Source organism: Paludicola sp. MB14-C6 (assembly GCF_030908625.1).
GTDB lineage: Bacteria > Bacillota > Clostridia > Oscillospirales > Ruminococcaceae > Paludihabitans.
On sequence record NZ_CP133133.1, the window covers coordinates 2,336,369 to 2,353,055 of the forward strand.

General features: G+C 33.4%; 19 protein-coding genes. 8 read left to right on the forward strand and 11 right to left on the reverse strand.

Annotated features, from left to right (window positions below):
* From ade to RBG61_RS11120, 3 genes are all read right to left on the reverse strand, one after another.
* The gene (gene ade / locus RBG61_RS11110) at nt 1–1,716 is read right to left on the reverse strand and encodes an adenine deaminase (protein ID WP_307943452.1); all 1,716 of its coding nucleotides are present in this window, start codon (nt 1,714–1,716) and stop codon (nt 1–3) included.
* 149 nt (nt 1,717–1,865) lie between these two features.
* Nucleotides 1,866–3,140, reverse strand: coding sequence for a DUF1015 domain-containing protein (locus tag RBG61_RS11115; protein WP_307943454.1), 1,275 nt, complete (start codon nt 3,138–3,140; stop codon nt 1,866–1,868).
* Nucleotides 3,141–3,217: 77 nt separating this feature from the next.
* Nucleotides 3,218–3,883: a hypothetical protein gene (locus RBG61_RS11120; protein ID WP_307943455.1), complete on the reverse strand. Its 666-nt coding sequence runs from the start codon at nt 3,881–3,883 to the stop codon at nt 3,218–3,220.
* Nucleotides 3,884–4,166: 283 nt separating this feature from the next.
* Here RBG61_RS11120 and RBG61_RS11125 point away from each other — a divergent pair, with 283 nt between their 5' ends.
* Together RBG61_RS11125 and RBG61_RS11130 are read left to right on the forward strand one after the other, a co-directional pair.
* On the forward strand, nt 4,167–5,651 hold the full coding sequence (locus RBG61_RS11125) for a DUF1846 domain-containing protein (protein WP_307943456.1): 1,485 nt from the start codon (nt 4,167–4,169) through the stop codon (nt 5,649–5,651).
* Between the two features lie 68 nt (nt 5,652–5,719).
* Nucleotides 5,720–6,220: a GNAT family N-acetyltransferase gene (locus RBG61_RS11130; protein ID WP_307943457.1), complete on the forward strand. Its 501-nt coding sequence runs from the start codon at nt 5,720–5,722 to the stop codon at nt 6,218–6,220.
* A gap of 30 nt (nt 6,221–6,250) precedes the next feature.
* Here the strand turns inward: RBG61_RS11130 and RBG61_RS11135 are convergent, their stop codons facing one another.
* Nucleotides 6,251–7,375, reverse strand: coding sequence for a sensor histidine kinase (locus tag RBG61_RS11135; protein WP_307943459.1), 1,125 nt, complete (start codon nt 7,373–7,375; stop codon nt 6,251–6,253).
* A 239-nt stretch (nt 7,376–7,614) separates the two neighbouring features.
* Between RBG61_RS11135 and gap the strand changes: the two genes are divergently transcribed.
* The 3 genes from gap to RBG61_RS11150 all read left to right on the forward strand — a co-directional run bounded on the left by gap (nt 7,615) and on the right by RBG61_RS11150 (nt 9,547).
* Nucleotides 7,615–8,631 (forward strand): type I glyceraldehyde-3-phosphate dehydrogenase, encoded by a 1,017-nt coding sequence (gene gap, locus RBG61_RS11140; protein ID WP_307943462.1) that lies wholly within the window; start codon nt 7,615–7,617, stop codon nt 8,629–8,631.
* Between the two features lie 204 nt (nt 8,632–8,835).
* On the forward strand, nt 8,836–9,318 hold the full coding sequence (locus tag RBG61_RS11145; RefSeq protein WP_307943464.1) for an LURP-one-related/scramblase family protein: 483 nt from the start codon (nt 8,836–8,838) through the stop codon (nt 9,316–9,318).
* Between the two features lie 31 nt (nt 9,319–9,349).
* A complete protein-coding gene (locus RBG61_RS11150) occupies nt 9,350–9,547 on the forward strand; it encodes a hypothetical protein (RefSeq protein WP_307943467.1) in 198 nt (65 codons plus the stop codon).
* A 1-nt stretch (nt 9,548) separates the two neighbouring features.
* On the opposite strand, the gene RBG61_RS11155 is transcribed toward RBG61_RS11150, so the two are convergent.
* The 7 genes from RBG61_RS11155 to RBG61_RS11185 all read right to left on the reverse strand — a co-directional run bounded on the left by RBG61_RS11155 (nt 9,549) and on the right by RBG61_RS11185 (nt 13,662).
* Complete coding sequence (locus RBG61_RS11155; RefSeq protein WP_307943469.1) at nt 9,549–9,971, reverse strand: bacteriohemerythrin; 423 nt, start codon at nt 9,969–9,971, stop codon at nt 9,549–9,551.
* Between the two features lie 33 nt (nt 9,972–10,004).
* Nucleotides 10,005–10,652, reverse strand: coding sequence for a PilZ domain-containing protein (locus tag RBG61_RS11160; protein ID WP_307943472.1), 648 nt, complete (start codon nt 10,650–10,652; stop codon nt 10,005–10,007).
* A gap of 62 nt (nt 10,653–10,714) precedes the next feature.
* Nucleotides 10,715–11,020, reverse strand: a complete 306-nt coding sequence (locus tag RBG61_RS11165; protein ID WP_307943474.1) for a hypothetical protein — start codon at nt 11,018–11,020, stop codon at nt 10,715–10,717.
* 20 nt (nt 11,021–11,040) lie between these two features.
* On the reverse strand, nt 11,041–11,469 hold the full coding sequence (ruvX, locus tag RBG61_RS11170) for a Holliday junction resolvase RuvX (RefSeq protein ID WP_307943476.1): 429 nt from the start codon (nt 11,467–11,469) through the stop codon (nt 11,041–11,043).
* 33 nt (nt 11,470–11,502) lie between these two features.
* Entirely contained in the window at nt 11,503–12,414 is a 912-nt protein-coding gene (locus tag RBG61_RS11175; RefSeq protein WP_307943478.1) for a dihydroorotate dehydrogenase, read from the reverse strand.
* Entirely contained in the window at nt 12,414–13,184 is a 771-nt protein-coding gene (locus RBG61_RS11180) for a dihydroorotate dehydrogenase electron transfer subunit (RefSeq protein WP_307943480.1), read from the reverse strand. Before RBG61_RS11180 ends, RBG61_RS11175 begins: the two co-directional genes overlap by 1 nt.
* Before the next feature lie 10 nt (nt 13,185–13,194).
* The gene (locus tag RBG61_RS11185) at nt 13,195–13,662 is read right to left on the reverse strand and encodes a hypothetical protein (RefSeq protein ID WP_307943481.1); all 468 of its coding nucleotides are present in this window, start codon (nt 13,660–13,662) and stop codon (nt 13,195–13,197) included.
* A 195-nt stretch (nt 13,663–13,857) separates the two neighbouring features.
* Here RBG61_RS11185 and RBG61_RS11190 point away from each other — a divergent pair, with 195 nt between their 5' ends.
* The 3 genes from RBG61_RS11190 to RBG61_RS11200 all read left to right on the forward strand — a co-directional run bounded on the left by RBG61_RS11190 (nt 13,858) and on the right by RBG61_RS11200 (nt 16,612).
* Nucleotides 13,858–15,204, forward strand: a complete 1,347-nt coding sequence (locus RBG61_RS11190; protein ID WP_307943483.1) for an aminotransferase class I/II-fold pyridoxal phosphate-dependent enzyme — start codon at nt 13,858–13,860, stop codon at nt 15,202–15,204.
* Between the two features lie 104 nt (nt 15,205–15,308).
* Complete coding sequence (locus tag RBG61_RS11195) at nt 15,309–15,632, forward strand: cyclic-di-AMP receptor (protein WP_307943484.1); 324 nt, start codon at nt 15,309–15,311, stop codon at nt 15,630–15,632.
* A gap of 8 nt (nt 15,633–15,640) precedes the next feature.
* The gene (locus RBG61_RS11200) at nt 15,641–16,612 is read left to right on the forward strand and encodes an ATP-binding protein (RefSeq protein WP_307943486.1); all 972 of its coding nucleotides are present in this window, start codon (nt 15,641–15,643) and stop codon (nt 16,610–16,612) included.
* Nucleotides 16,613–16,687: the final 75 nt, after the last annotated feature.

Below are 16,687 nucleotides of genomic sequence, written 5' to 3' on the forward strand. Positions count from 1 at the left end.
TTATTTGATATACTCATATTTCACTGAATCGAATATCCCGTTTGCTGTAATTCGAATTTCAGGAATAACAGGAAGCGATAAAAATGCCATTGTCAAAAATGGATCGAAGCAGTCGGGTACACCTGATTGTCTGGAAAGAGTAGTCATTTTATTCAGCTTTTGATTTACAAAATCTGCATCTTGGTTAGAAACAAGCCCGCAAATAGGAAGTGGGAGCGTATCTAAAACAACGCCATCCTTTACAATGGTAAATCCACCATTACTGCGTTTCAGCTCGTTGATAGCAAGTAACATATCTTCGTCATTATCACCAATCAAAATCAGATTGTGAGAATCATGGGAAACAGTGGAGGCAGCAGCTCCATGAAGATGCATTCCTTTTACAACGCCAATTCCCATTCTTCCTGTTTTTTGGTGACGATCAATTACAACTATTTTTTGATAGGTTTCATTTGCATGAAAAACTCCGTCGATAAGCGGAATTTGCTCTATGCTTTTCTTGGTTAGTATTTGATGAGGTACAAGCTCTATCACAGGAAATGGTTTATCGTCCCATTCCAAAATAAGGTCTTTTTTTGTAACTTCATGTATATTTACAGATTGCAATAATGAAGCAGGGCATTGGTCTGTTAAAGAAATAGCTTTTTGCAGCTCCTCTTTCACACATTTTCCTTTACAGTATACAGAATCAATGGATACTTCATTTATATCATCTAAAACAACAAAGTCAGCCTGATAACCTGCTGCAACTGCGCCTAGCTTGCGAAGTCCATATATTTTTGCGGCATAATAGCTGCTTATTTTATATGCTTCAATAGGGGATAAGCCTAACTGAATTGCTTTTTTGATGTTAAAGCTAATATGACCTTCATTGCGAATGGCTTCAATATGCTTATCATCTGTACAAAAAGCAAATCGATCGGTAGGCAAAGCATATTTTAAAATACTGTTAACTATCACTTCTAAGTTTTTTGCAGCAGAACCTTCTCGAATGAGTACATTGAATCCAGTTCGTACTTTTTCTAAAACCTCTTGTGCATTGGAAACCTCGTGGTCGGTTTGGATACCAGCAAGTTTATATGCTTGCAAAGCTGTGCCAACTAATAAAGGAGCATGACCGTCAATCATTTGAGATTGAAATGCATTCAGCTTTTCAAAAATCGCTTCGTTATATGAAACAACAGCAGGATAGTTCATCATTTCGCCAAGGCCAAGTACATTCGGATGATTTTGCAAAGATATTAAATCCTTTGCCTCTAATATTGCACCACTCTCATCAAATTCGGTTGCTGGAACACAAGAAGGCAACATAATAAAAATATTACAAAGTGATTTTTCTGATTCAGCTAGGATGTACTCCAATCCTTTCATTCCGCTGACATTTGCAATTTCATGTGGATCGGCTATCATAGTTGTAGTTCCCCAAGGTAAAATTTCCTGGGCAAATTTTTGGGGACAAAGCATAGAAGATTCAATGTGCAAATGTGCATCAATGAAACCCGGAACAACGTATTTACCGTTACAGTCGATTTCCTTTTCACCGGAATACGCTCCGACACCAATTATGGTATCTCCACAAACTGCAATATCTTGTTGAATGAACTCATTGGTAAATACATTTAAAACAGTGGCATTTTTAAAAACAAGTTCTGCCTTTATGTTCCCGTTTGCTGCATCTATCATTGGTTTGGTCAGTAAATTGATTGGTTGTTTCATAATATTCTCCTTGTCCTGTTGACTTATATTTTTCAATTATATGAAAAGCGAAACAGTAAATGATTACTGTTTCGCATAAAGTTTTTATCGTAATTTATTCTTTTTGTACGGTATTATTTATGTGTAAGTTTAACACATTTAAACATAAATTATTCAGATATTTTGCGAGCTTCTAAATAAAATCTCTTGTCGCAAGCTTCACCCATAGAAAAAGTTTTTCTTGGAAGTGCGCCATCTAAAATAACTGTTTTAAATAAATCGTTTTTATCCATACTAGGTAGAATAAAACCAATACTGCTTTTATTTTCAGCACAAAGAGATTTTACAACATCCTCGCCATGAATATAATCTACTTCACCAGAATGGGCTGCAAGGTATTCATCAATAAATTCTTGTAAGCTTCCAACAGCAAGATTTAATGTTGGATTTGTAATGTACACAGTTTTAATAGTATCATTAACTACAACTTCTATTTGTTGTGAATTGGTGGTTGGGGTTTCGCTTAAAATGTATCGTTTTGTAAAAGCATCCATGACTTCTTTTGGATTCACATCAAATATAACACGATGAATTGCTTCAAATTCCAAAGACTCATCATGTAAATTTACAATTTCAACTAAAGCATATCGTGCTGGATGATTTCTTGCTTTTTCTTCACCAATCTTCTCTTTTAAGTTTAAATAGCATTGTCTTGCAGTAGCAAGCGAGTGGTTGCCATCGCCAACAGCAAACAGTAAAACATCTTTGTCAGAAACATGGTAGCGTTGATTAAAATGATTTTGGTCGCCTAAAAGATGAATTGCAGTATTTATTTTTTCAATAAATGTTTGCGGTAATTCGTATCCTTTAATAGAACCACTATTTTGCATCAAAGGAAAATCATATACTTTTTTAAATTGTTCTGTGTGTTTTCCAAGAGATTCAATAATCTCTTTTTTCTCATCATCAATTAAAAGCATAACGTGAGGAAGCTCCAAAGGTGCATTTTCACGAATTTTCACACGAGGTGGAATTCGTTCTAAAACGGTTCCTTCTGTTGCACGAATTGCACTCTGTGAGCCTTTTGCATAATCATAACATTCTAAATCGACTGCACCGATAATGCCTTTTCGTATTTTACCATTTTTTTGTGTGCGTTCAATATAAAAATAGGTGTTAGCATATTCTTGAAAAAGTCCGTCATCTAAATAACGCTGCATAGAAAGGTTAATGCCATTAATCATTCCATCAAAATCAGCAGTTTTTAAATAAACTTCAGGGAAAACTGTATGGTATGTAGATGGAGCATCTTTTACATACTGTTTAACTTGATTCCAATATGAAGGCTCGGAAGTGTATTGATCGCAAGCAACAACACTCCACGCAGTCATATTGTTCGTTTTTGGCAATAGAATTGTCGCAGGAAATAAAACGTTGTTTTTCAAATTGATTCTCCTTAAATATAATTTTGCCATTTACATTTAATACAAAAAAGCTTTGACTTTTGATTTATGATAGGAGATTATACTCCGTTATTCACAATTTCGCTCACTTTATCATTTACAAAGGTAATGAAAACAGATGCATTTGGATTGTTTTCACCAATCCACTGATAGGTATAGTAATTTTCTTCTAAAGGGGTTTCGCCTTGATCCGTTAAAACGCCATCTCCACCAATAATGGAACTGACATGAGCATAAGACATACCTTGCATTATATTTTTTAATTCTTGTTTAGAAATGCCGTTTGGTATCGTTCCGTTTTCTTGATTATTAAAAATACCGGGGTTTTCATCAATTAAAGGCAAATTGCTATTTTTAAAAATAAGGCCGGCAAAGAAAATAATGCCTGATATCATTGCTGTAATGAGTACCAAACCGCCTAAAACGAATGGCCAAATATGAGTTTTTTTATTTTGGGTCTTTGCAGCAGCTTGAAACGGTGACTGCTGATAATATGCTTGATTTGGGTTATAAAAGTTTTGGTATTGATAGTTAGCTTGGTTTTGTTGATAATAATTCTGATTTTGTTGTTGATAAGCTGCTAAATCAAAACCACAAAACAAACAGAATCTATCGTTGCAAATATTGCGGCAACGAGGACAAATTTGAGGTGCTTTTTGACATTGCGGTTGATTGTTTGGTTGTGCTTCATTGTTGTTTATTTCATTTGTAGAATTAAAGTCCATATTTTTTTGGCCTCCATCTAAATTTGATATTGTTTATATAACTGTACATATATTATCATCTATTAGCCTTATTATATCAATAATATAGCTTGTTGTAAACAGTAACATCATATAACAATCAATTGGAAAACATTAAAATAATTTGTGAAAGATTATGAAAAAAGAGTGAATATACTTTCAGAAAATTTAGGAAAACGAAAAAAACTTGTTGTATAATAACGAATGAAATGGTATTATTGAATAGGCACTCTTTGCCCTAATATTTTTTTAGAGGGTGTTAACTATGCAAATCGGCTTTGATAACGCGTTGTACGTTAAAAAGCAAGCAGAATTTATTAGAAAGCGTATTGAGATGTTTGACAACAAATTATACCTGGAATTTGGTGGAAAATTGTTTGATGACTATCATGCGGCTAGAGTTCTACCGGGGTTTGACGTAAATGCAAAAATTAAACTTTTACAAGAGTTTAAAGATCAAGCCGAAATTATTTTCTGTATTAATGCTGCTGATATTGAAAAGAATAAAATCCGTGCTGATTTTGGAATTACATATGATTTAGATGTTCTACGTATTATTGATAATATGCGTAACATGGGATTATATGTGAACGGAGTTGTTGTAACGCAATATAAAGATCAACCTGCAGCAGATATATTTAGAAAAAAATTAGAAATGCGTGGAATCAAAACATATATTCATTATCCTATTAAAGGTTATCCTACTGATGTTGATTTAATAGTAAGCGACAAAGGTTATGGTGCGAATGATTATGTTGAAACATCAAGACCTTTAGTAGTAATTACTGCACCGGGTCCATGTAGCGGTAAATTGGCTACTTGTCTTTCTCAACTATATCATGAATATAAACATGGTGTAAAAGCGGGATACGCAAAATTTGAAACATTCCCAATTTGGAATATTCCATTAAAACATCCTGTAAACTTAGCTTATGAAGCTGCAACTGCAGATTTAAAAGATGTGAATATGATTGATCCGTTTCATCTAGAAGCATATGGTGAAACAACTGTTAACTATAATCGTGATATTGAAGTTTTCCCAGTTGTAAAAACAATATTAACGCGTATTACCGGTAACGCAAATATTTATCATTCTCCAACCGACATGGGTGTAAACATGGCTGGTTACGGTATTTTTGATGATGAAGTAGTGAAAAAAGCGGCGAGACAAGAAATTATCCGCCGATATTATAAAGCAATGTGTGATCATAAACAAGGAAGAGTAGATGCTGATACTGCTACTCGAGTTGACTTGATTATGAAGCAAATTGATATTTCAGTAGAAGATCGTAAGGTAGTTGCGAAAGCAAATGAAAAATTTGAAGCAACTGAAATGCCATCTGTTGCAATTGAATTACAAGATGGAAGAATTATTACAGGAAAAGCTTCTGAGTTAATGAATGCAGGGGCAAGTTGTTTATTAAATACAATTAAAGTCTTAGCTGGTTTGGAAGATGATTTGCATCTGATTGCACCTCATGTTTTAGAGCCAATTAAACTTTTAAAAGGCGAAGTATTTAAAAATCGCAGAACTTCTTTAGATATGGAAGAAGTGTTAATTGCATTAAGTATTAGTGCATCTAAAAATGAAACTGTGAAACGTGCTATGGATATGCTAAGTGAGTTGAAAAACTGCGAGGCGCATAGTTCTCATATGGTGATTCAAAATGATGAAGATGTATTTAGAAAATTAGGTATTAACTTAACTTGTGATGCAAAATTCCCAACAAAAGATTTATACTATATATAGTGATAAGAATAGTGCGAGTTTTTTACTCGCACTATTCTATATTTTATAAAAATACGGGAGAGATTTATTTGAAATTTACAATTCGAAACGAAATGGAAACGGATTATCCATTCATACAGAAAATTTACGAACAAGGAATTGCAACCAATCTAGCAACTTTTCAAATGCAAAGTCCTACTTATGAAGAATGGGACGCTATTCATCATTCGTTTTGTAGATTTGTTGCACTCGATGAGGAGCAAGTAATCGGGTTTGCACTGCTATCACCAACATCTGCTCGACCGGCATTTCGTGGTGTAGCTGAATTGAGCGTTTACATTCATAATAATTATAAAGGCAAAGGTGTTGGATCTATGCTTATCAATCATATAATAGAACAATCTGAGCAAAATGGTATTTGGACTTTATATTCATCTATAATGAGCGATAATGAGCCAAGTATTGCTTTGCATAAAAAGTGCGGCTTTCGTGAAATTGGGTATCGTGAAAAAATTGCACAAGATTGCAATGGTGTATGGAGAGATACCATTATAATGGAACGAAGAAGTCAAAAAGGTCTATACAAATAATAAACATCTGCAAATAAAATTACAGATGCATCAAAATAGTGAGATATCACAAATATTACTAAAGTAAATATACATGTTGGAAAGCCTGTTTGTAATATAACGATTGTTATCCGATTTTATTGTAAGTGGAATTTCCGATTCATTAGCAATTGGAAGAGCCAATACAACAGTCGTTCCTTTATTAACTTCGCTTGTAATAAAAAGTTTTCCATTAAAGGCTTCTACGATTTTTTTGGTAATGGGAAGCCCTAATCCGATACTTTCTTGTTCTAAGGCTTTATTACTATCAATTGCGGAATAGAATGGCCTAAAAATTCGATCCATTTTCTTTTGAGGAATTCCAATGCTTTCATCAGTTATTGTAATAGATACAAAATCATTATTGGTTTTTAAAGAAATATGAATGGTTGATTCTTTCGGCGAAAAAATGCAGCTGTTAGAAATAATATGAAAAAGTGCAATAGATAGATATTCTTCATCAAATAGGCAAATTACGTTTTGAGGGCAAATCTCATAAGTAAGTTTGTATCCCGAGTTTAGGAGTAATAATTGAAGTGCTTTTACTAAATTTTCTAAATAGTTGTTTATGATATGATAAGAAAGATTAAATTTGATTTTATTATTAATTAAATTATAATAGTTTGAAACTTCGGCTGATTTTCTTAATATTTGATAGCTGTTTTTGGCAATATGATTTAATGGCTTTAAGTCATCATATTCTTCAAGTTGGGTTAGCTTTTGAGCAATAGGAGGAAGCAAATTTAAAATACGAACAGCAGGCCCCTGTAATGCCCCATATAAAGAACTATGATCTAATTGTTGGGTTATTTTCGTTTTTTTATTATACTCCAAATAACAAACTATTTTTTCAGTTTTGTTTTGCTCTGATTGTACCGGAATAAAATGAATTGGATAATCAATATAGTTTAATATAAATGTTTCACAATGAAATGGGGTTCCTTTTTTCAATTCATCAGATGCATTGCTTAGAAGCTTGGCGTTTAAAGCAGAATAATTGTGTAAGCTATCCCCGCATTTGATGTTTATTGCATTGTTTTTAATAAAATTATTTATATAAATAACTGTAAAATTGGTATTGCAAATAAATATCGGAGTATTTTGATTATCCAATATTGCATATTCGTTTTTCCCCATCCCTATATTTCACCACCAATCACCATATTTTACCTAAAACCAAATCTATTATACAAAATATAATATTGTTTGTAAAGATATTAAATTATAATTGTATTATGCGATTATGATTAATAATTATGTTAATAATATAATTATTAATGAAATAAATATTCCGTTAATTTTCTAACAAACTATTGCTATTTTAAGAGAAATAGTTTAAAATAATTAAAGTATTAAAACTTAGGAGGTTTTTTATTATGGCAGTTAAAGTTGCTATTAATGGTTTTGGACGTATTGGACGTCTAGCATTCAGACAAATGTTCGGAGCAGAAGGATATGAAGTTGTTGCAATCAACGATTTAACAAATCCTAAAATGCTTGCTCACTTATTAAAATACGATTCAGCACAAGGTAGATATGCTCTAGCTGATAAAGTTGAAGCAAAAGAAGAGTCTATCGTTGTTGATGGTAAAGAAATTAAAATCTACGCAAAAGCTAATGCTGCTGAGCTACCTTGGGGCGAAATCGGCGTTGACGTTGTTCTAGAATGTACTGGTTTCTATGTATCTAAAGCAAAATCTCAAGCACACATTGATGCAGGTGCTAAAAGAGTTGTTATTTCTGCTCCAGCAGGAAACGACCTACCAACAGTTGTATTCGGCGTAAATGAAAATATTTTAACAAAAGAAGATACAATCATTTCTGCTGCTTCTTGTACAACAAACTGCTTAGCTCCTATGGCTAACGCATTAAATAAACTTGCTCCTATTAAGAGCGGTATTATGGCTACAATCCATGCTTACACTGGTGACCAAATGGTTCTTGATGGTCCTCACAGAAAAGGCGACCTAAGAAGAGCTAGAGCTGCTGCTTGCAATATCGTTCCAAACTCTACTGGTGCTGCAAAAGCTATCGGTTTAGTTATTCCTGAACTAAACGGCAAACTAATCGGTTCTGCACAACGTGTTCCAGTTCCAACAGGTTCTACTACTATTTTAACTGCAGTAGTTGAAGGCGAAGTAACAAAAGATCAAATTAATGCTGCTATGAAAGCTGCTTCTAATCCTTCTTTCGGTTACACAGAAGAAGAATTAGTATCTTCTGATATCGTTGGTATCAATTATGGTTCATTATTTGATGCAACTCAAACAATGGTAACTAAAATGGATAACGGTACTTCTCAAGTTCAAGTTGTAGCTTGGTACGATAATGAAAACTCTTACACAAGCAACATGGTAAGAACAATTAAATACTTTGCTGAATTAAGCAAATAATTTTTTGAATACATCTGACCACTCCTCTTATAGGAGTGGTTTTTTGTGTTTCTTGCATAATTGAATAGCATTTTGTATACTTATAGAGTAAATGCTATTCGTTTTTAAAAAGTGTACTTTTAACCTAATGAAACAAAAAACCCTGATAAATCACTTTTATGTTATTACAGCGTCTCAGTCCATTAGAAAGGATTGATTATAACAATGAATTTATTTATTAAGCAAAAAATTTTTTCTTGGAAAGATAGGTTCTTTGTATATAATGAGAATGGAGAAGTAGTATATGAAGTAGAAGGCGAGCTATTTAGCTGGGGAGCAAAAATTCATATCTATAATCGCTATGAACGAGAGTTGTTTTATATCAAACAAAAGCTAATGTGTTTTTTACCTGAATACGAAATATATCGCAATGAAACACTTTATGCTCGAGTGAAAAAAGAGTTGTCTTTCATTACACCCAAATTAAATGTAAGTAGTAACTGCGGAGATTTTGTGATGAAAGGCGATTTTCTGAGTATGGATTTTTCGATTGAATGTAATAATGTCTTAATTGGAGAAATCCATAAGAAGTGGTTTACATGGGGAGATACTTATTGCTTAACTGTTGTAGATAATGAGGATTCTGCATTTTTTACTGCAATGGTTATTGCCATTGACCATTGCTTACATAATGAATCGGAATGTTAAAGACTAAAGTAGAATAAATAAGGAGATAAATATGTGCATAACATCACAATGTAAAGACTGTATCTATTTTTTATTGGATAATCGTGTTCATGCTTATCGTTGTGAGCCATATTATTTTTGTAAGAAAAAAGGAAATCTGCATAGCAGAAATTATAAAATAGGCGAAGGAACAAGAATCTTACCCAATGATTTAGCTTGTGAATATTTTGAAATAAAGAAGCGACCGTAGTTCAAACTGCGGTCGCTTCTGTGTAATTTTTATAGAAAATACAAAAAGGTATATCTTCCTCATATAAATGTTTATTGACACTATTTATAAAGAAAAGTTCAAATTCATTTTGAAATTCATTTGAATAATCTTTCGTTTCTAATTTTAAACATAAGTTTTTCAATTGAATACAAATCATATCATGTGCGGCTTGGTGTTTCCTAAAGTCGGGATACATGCTTGTTTTTTGAAAAGCTTCTTCTGCTTGAAAGTGATATTCGACATAGTGCTTTAGAAATTCAATAAATTCTCGTATCGCTTTTTCTTTCATATTAAATTGGCAGCTGATTTTATAATTGTTAATCATTTTTAATAATTGCTTGTGTTGGCTGTCAATGAGTGGGTTTCCAGATTCATAAAAGTCAAACCATTCTAATAAACTCATTTTTAAATCCCCATTTTTATCTTTATCTTAATATTAAGATTCAGCTTCTCGACTTTTTCGTAAGAATTCAACTTGCTTTAGATAGATATATTTATATAAATTATCCATCTGACGTTGATCATTATCTGTAAATTCGCAGCCATAGCCATATTTATCATTTTCGGGTTGAATTCGTTGAATGATACATGGAAAAACAGATAGTGTTTGTGGTAAATCTAAAAGAACATAAACAGTTTGATTCAGCTCAAATTCTTCTTCCGATATAAAATAAATACCACATAAACTAATATTACTAACGATAACTTCAATTGATGGAACTTCAGTGTAGTGAATTTCTTCAGTTGTAACCAATTTTTTATATAGAGTTGCATGTTCAAAAATGTTAATTCTAAAAAATTCTCTTTTTTCAAAATCCATCAGTGTTACGACTTCAACTAAACGAACAAAATCATTTGTACCAATAAATACTCGCCCGATAAGCACTTTAAATCCAAGTTTTTCGTTAAATATACTGACTTTAATTAAGGTATTAGCTGCAAGCAAAAGCTTTGTGTCGTCCCTGTAATGAATTTCAACGTATTCCTCATTAACATCTTGTATATATCCAGCACACAAGACCCTGTTTTCAATGGTCTTCAACTCGCATAAAGAGTTAATGTAATTTTCAGAAATGGGCAACATGATAAGTCCTCCTAGTGTCAAAATCATAATATGAAGTGAAAAGATATGTGCCATATTCAGTTTTATTTTTTCAAATATTTTAATCTTCGTTTATAGATAAAAGCAAATAAAAAAGTTGCAACCGAAGAAAAGAATAAAGGAATCGAAAGAACAATGAGTGCAATATCCATCATTCCTTGCATCGGAAATAGTATTGCAACGGTAAAAATACTGATTGTCAGTATCAATAGAAATATTGGTAAAATATATGCAATAACTTTTTTCTTAGTATACTTACAAATAATAAATTCAAATAAAACTGCAATCGCTGATACAATAGCAGAAAGTAATATTAGCCTAAAAATAGCATTATTAAATAGGTCGATCATAGTATACCTTTTTCTTTCAATTAGTTTGTATCCGCTTGATTTTTACGATATGCCATATAGCTTTCCAATAGAATAGTAGCGGCTACTTCATCAATAACACTTTTGCGCTTTTTCCCATAAACATTAGCTTCACTCAAATAGTTTGCGGCTTGCATAGTGGATTGTCGTTCATCCCACAGTGTTACAGGAAGCCCAGTTATGTTGTGAAGCTTGTTAGCTAAGTCTTCGCACTTTTTGCCTTTTTCGCCAACTGTACCGTCCATGTTTTTTGGATATCCAATTATAATTGCTTGTACGCCGTATTCTTTCGCAGCATATACAATTTTTTCAACAGTTTTCAAGTATTCTTTCTCATGAATAACGCCAACTGGGGAAGCTAAGAATTCCGTTCTATCGCAAACAGCAAGACCAGTTCTAGCGGCGCCAAAGTCAACAGCCATAATTTTCATAGATTTCTCCTTTATTGAATCGAATAATGCGACCTACCAAGGCTGCACTTTACCGATAATATCGTTTATGTTTTCTATCTTATTATCGTCAAGATATTGATTTAATCCATCGATAATTTTCATAGGAGCAAATGGAGTGTCGAATAATGCCGCACCGATTTGTACTAAAGAAGCACCAGCAAGCATCATTTCAACGGCATCTTTCCATGTAGAAACGCCTCCCATGCCACAAACAGGAATAGAAACGCTGTTTGCAACTTGCCAAACCATCCGTACAGCAACAGGAAAAACAGCAGGTCCTGATAATCCACCAACGTTGTTTCTTAGAATTGGTCTGCGTGTATTGATATCTATTTTCATACCTAAGAGGGTATTGATTAAAGAAACTGCATCTGCACCACCTGCTTCAACTGCTTTTGCAATATCTGTTATGCTTGTTACATTGGGTGAAAGCTTTACCATAAGCGGCTTTGTTGTCACGTTCCGAACCGCTTCAGTAATTGTTTGAGCACTATTACAATTTACTCCAAAAGCAACTCCGCCTTCTTTTACATTTGGACAAGATATATTTAACTCGATCATGTCTACAGCACTGCCTTCAATGCGTCTTGCAGTTTCCACACAATCTTCAATTGTGGAGCCTGCGATGTTCGCTATAATACGAGTATCTTTTGTTGCTAAATACGGAACTTCATGTTCTAAAAAAGAATCAATACCAGGGTTTTGCAATCCTACAGAATTAAGCATACCTGAAGGAGTTTCTGCAATTCTTGGAGCAGGATTTCCGTTTCTTGGTTCTAATGTTGTACCTTTTGTTGAAATACCGCCTAAAGTTGAAAGCGGATATAGTTCTTCATATTCTCTGCCAAAGCCAAAAGCACCGGAAGCCGGTACAATCGGATTTTTAAATGTAACTCCAGCGAAGTTTACAGATAAATTTGCCATTATAGTATAACCTCCTTAGAGTCAAACACAGGGCCATCCTTACAAACATGAGCAAAGTATTCTTTCCCGTCTTTTACCGTTTTGCAAGCACATACTAAGCATGCACCGACACCACATCCCATACGTTCTTCCAAAGAAACCTCGCAACGAATATTATATTTATTTGCAAGCTCAATAATCCCTTTTAACATAAGATGTGGGCCACAAGCATAAATAATATCGGCAGTTTCTTGCTCCAAACGTGTGGCTAGTGCTGTAGTGACATAGCCTTTTTGCCCCATAGTACCGTCATCGGTACATAACATAACATTAGCACCAAGACTATCGAAATCTTCATTTAATATTACAGCATTTGCAGAACGAAATCCTATAATTGCAGTTGCATTTTTGCGATAATGCTTTGCTACTTCAACCATTGGGGGAACTCCGATTCCGCCGCCGATTACAATTGCTTTTTTAGAGGAATCCAATAGGGTAAATCCATTGCCAAGAGGAGCAATGATGTCAATCAATGTATTCTCGTTGCAATCAGCTAATGCTTTGGTTCCTTCGCCTCTAATTTCAAAAACGATTCGAATCGTACCATTTTCTTTGTCAACCTCACAAATTGAAATTGGTCTACGAAGTGAAAAGCCGTTAATTTTTACATGAGCAAATTGTCCTGCTTGAGCAATTTCAGCGATTTCAGGACAAGCTATTGTAAAGTCATAACAGTTTTTTGCTAGATTTTCTTTTTTTACAATGCGATAGTTTCCTTGTGTATACTTCATTTAAAAACTCCTATTTTGATTTTATATATTTCCGAATGGAATCTATTAAAAATAGTATGATTAAAATTAAGCCGATATAAATTATGAGCGGAGAAAAGCCTTGTATTTGTTTAGCTCTGTTGAGCAATTCAATTTGTATAAAAAACAAAGTAACCATCAATAAAAAGTTAAATCCGATTACGCTGTCGTGCAAAACCCGAATTGGTTGAGTTGCTGTTCTATCAATCTTTTTCGTATCAGCTAATTTCTTTTTCAGCTTGTTCACAATATGATAGAAAATACAGCAAAGAATTGTTGAACAAAGTGGAAGAATCAGTAATATTAATTTTGAGTGTAATTGGGAGTGAAACAGCATAATTTGATTTGGTAATACAAATAGGATAAGTATTGTATAGAGCAATGAGAACAGAGTGATTACAAAATTAAGTCCATTAAATAGTTTTGCATTGCTTCTTATTGACCAAATTTGTTTTATCATGATAGAAATTGAGCCTTTCTTTCAATACAAAGTAAAATATATTAGTAAATACAATTTATTATAACATTTTTTTTCGAATACTTGCAAGCCAAAACGCTATGAAACGTTTATCTTTTTTATGTAAAGGAAAATCATTGACACTCTTTCCAAAATCATATAAAATACAAATAATACAACCAGTTGAAAGGAAACACCATGAATACACCAATTTTCGACTTTTTAACAAATTATCGCAATCAAAATGGTTCACGTCTTCATATGCCTGGGCATAAAGGAATTGGTATTGCTCCAAAAGGCAGTTCTTACGAATCAATCTATTCTTATGATATAACTGAAATAACAAATGCGGATGAATTATTTAGTGCCGATGGCATCATTTTAGAATCAGAAGAAAACACTTCATATTTATACCAAACCAAGCACACAAGCTTTTCTGCCGGAGGCTCAACACTTTGCATTCAAGCTATGCTCAAATTGGTTGCAAAACCCGGTGAAACAATAATTGCTGCTAGGAATGTTCACTCATCCTTTATCAATACGTGCGCATTACTCGACATTACTCCGTATTTTGTATTACCGAAATTCAATGATGATTTTTTTGTGAGCGGCGAAATTACGCCACAGTCAATACAACAAGCAATTAACGATTGCCCCAATGCAAAAGCCGTATATATAACTTCGCCGGATTATTTGGGGTGTATCAGCGATGTAAAAGCAATTGCAGCGATTTGCAACCAACATCATATCCCACTAGTAGTGGATAATGCGCATGGTGCTCATTTAAAGTTTCTACCTGAAGATATTCATCCTATTACATTAGGCGCTACTCTATGTTGCGATAGTGCACACAAAACGCTACCGGTGCTCACCGGTGGAGCATATCTTCATGTATCAAATAAAAGTAATATTACCAAACAACAAGTGAAATCGGGAATGGCGTTATTTGGATCAACAAGTCCTTCTTATTTAATATTAGCATCATTGGATTTAAACAATTGTTATTTGGATTGTTTTGCAAAAAAAGATTTTGAAAAATTGCAAGAAAACGTTTTACGTATAGAACAAATTGCTAGAGAAAAAGGATTTACACCTATTTCAAAATATTATGATATTACAAAGCTTACATTTGATGCGTATCAAGTTGGATTAACAGGTGTTGAATTAAAGCGACATTTTCAAAACTATCAGATTGAACCTGAATATACAGCAGAGCGTCATGTAGTGCTTATGCTATCCCCAATGAATTCGGATGTTGATTTACAAAGAATCATTACTGCGATTCAATCGATTAAACAGAAACCGAGAATACAAACGGAAAAAGCTTCATATTGTATTCCAAAACGACATATGAATATCAGAGAAGCTTTATTTTCCGAACAAGAGAAATGTGATATTAACGAAGCTATTGGAAAAATTGCGGCAGAGGTAAAAATTAAGTGCCCACCAGGTGTGCCAATAGTCTTACCTGGGGAGCAGATTGACCAAAATACACAAAAACTTTTGAAAAAAAGTAGCATTTCTTCTCTTAATGTGGTAAAATAAAGTTGTAAAAAGTATAGGAATACTTGCTTTTTATCACATTTATTGCATTCCAATGGTGCAGTGAAGGTTTTGCAAAATGAACATTGGAGAAATGGTGGCTTATTATGAAACTGATTTATGCAATTGTAAGTAATGACGACAGTTCAGCAGTATCATCTGCATTGACAAAGGTAGGCTTTTTTGCAACTAAATTATCTTCTACAGGCGGATTTCTAATGGCTGGTAATACAACTTTTATGATTTGTACAGAAGATGACAAAGTGGATGAGGCGATTGAAATTATTGCTCAAAAGAGTAAAAAACGTTCTCAAATGGTTCCTTCTCCTGCTGCATACGGAATGGGTGGTTATACTCCATACCCAGTTGAAGTAACAGTAGGCGGTGCTACAATTTTTGTTACAAATGTAGAAAGATTTGAAAAAATCTAATGCAGAATATGAAATATAAATTTTATTCCAATAAAGCTTTCATTCAAATGCTCACTCGCTCATTGAACAGTGAGCATTTGTGTCATGCGTATTTGTTTTATGGGGCAAAGGGTATTGGTAAAAAAACGCTTGCAAATTATTTTGCAATGGGTGTTTTATGTAAAAGTGAAGAAAAGCCATGTTATCAATGCTCAAGTTGCCATAAGTTTTTAACCGGTAATCATCCCGATGTGCATATCGTTGGAATTGAAGATAATAAGAAGAGCATTTCGGTTGATACCATTCGTAAATTAAGGCAAGATGCATATATAAAACCAAATGAAAGCAAAGTTCAAGTATATATCATTCCAAATATAGAAACCATGTCTATCGGAGCGTTTAATGCTTTTTTAAAAGTATTAGAAGAACCACCTGAGACCGCAATGTTTATTTTAACCGCAGAGTCAAAGGCAGCAGTGCCTGAGACTATTTTATCTCGATGCATTTCTTATCCATTATACCCTTTAAGCTATGAAGAGTGTGTACAAGCTTTAAAAGAGCTTGCTCCTGAAAAAGAGGAAGCTTCTATTGAAAAAGCAGCTATCCATTCAAATGGCATATTAGGCAAAGCATTGGAAATTATAAATAGCGAATCCTATTCCGAAGTAGAGTTAATCTCAAATGCAATTTTAGAAGGTATATTACAGCGTAACGAATATGAGGTTCTCAAGGTCCTTACAAATATGAAAGCCGATAAAGAAAAATTATCGAATTTAATTAACGAATTGACTCGTGTAATTCGAAATATTGTTTTAACGAAAGTTAATGCACAACAACCTGTTGATGACCAAATAGAAGCGTTATCTTATAAAATAACATTAACGCAAGCAAATAAATTGGTTGAAGTATTGCAACAATCTAACGATTATATGCAATCAAATATGAACGTTGGATTGCTTGTTAATTGGTTATGTGCTCAAATATTTTCTGTATTATCTTAATCAAAAATGTACACACTACTACTAACGGCAAGTGTGTGCTGGTTACATAATATTATGCGCCGTTAGAGAAACGAT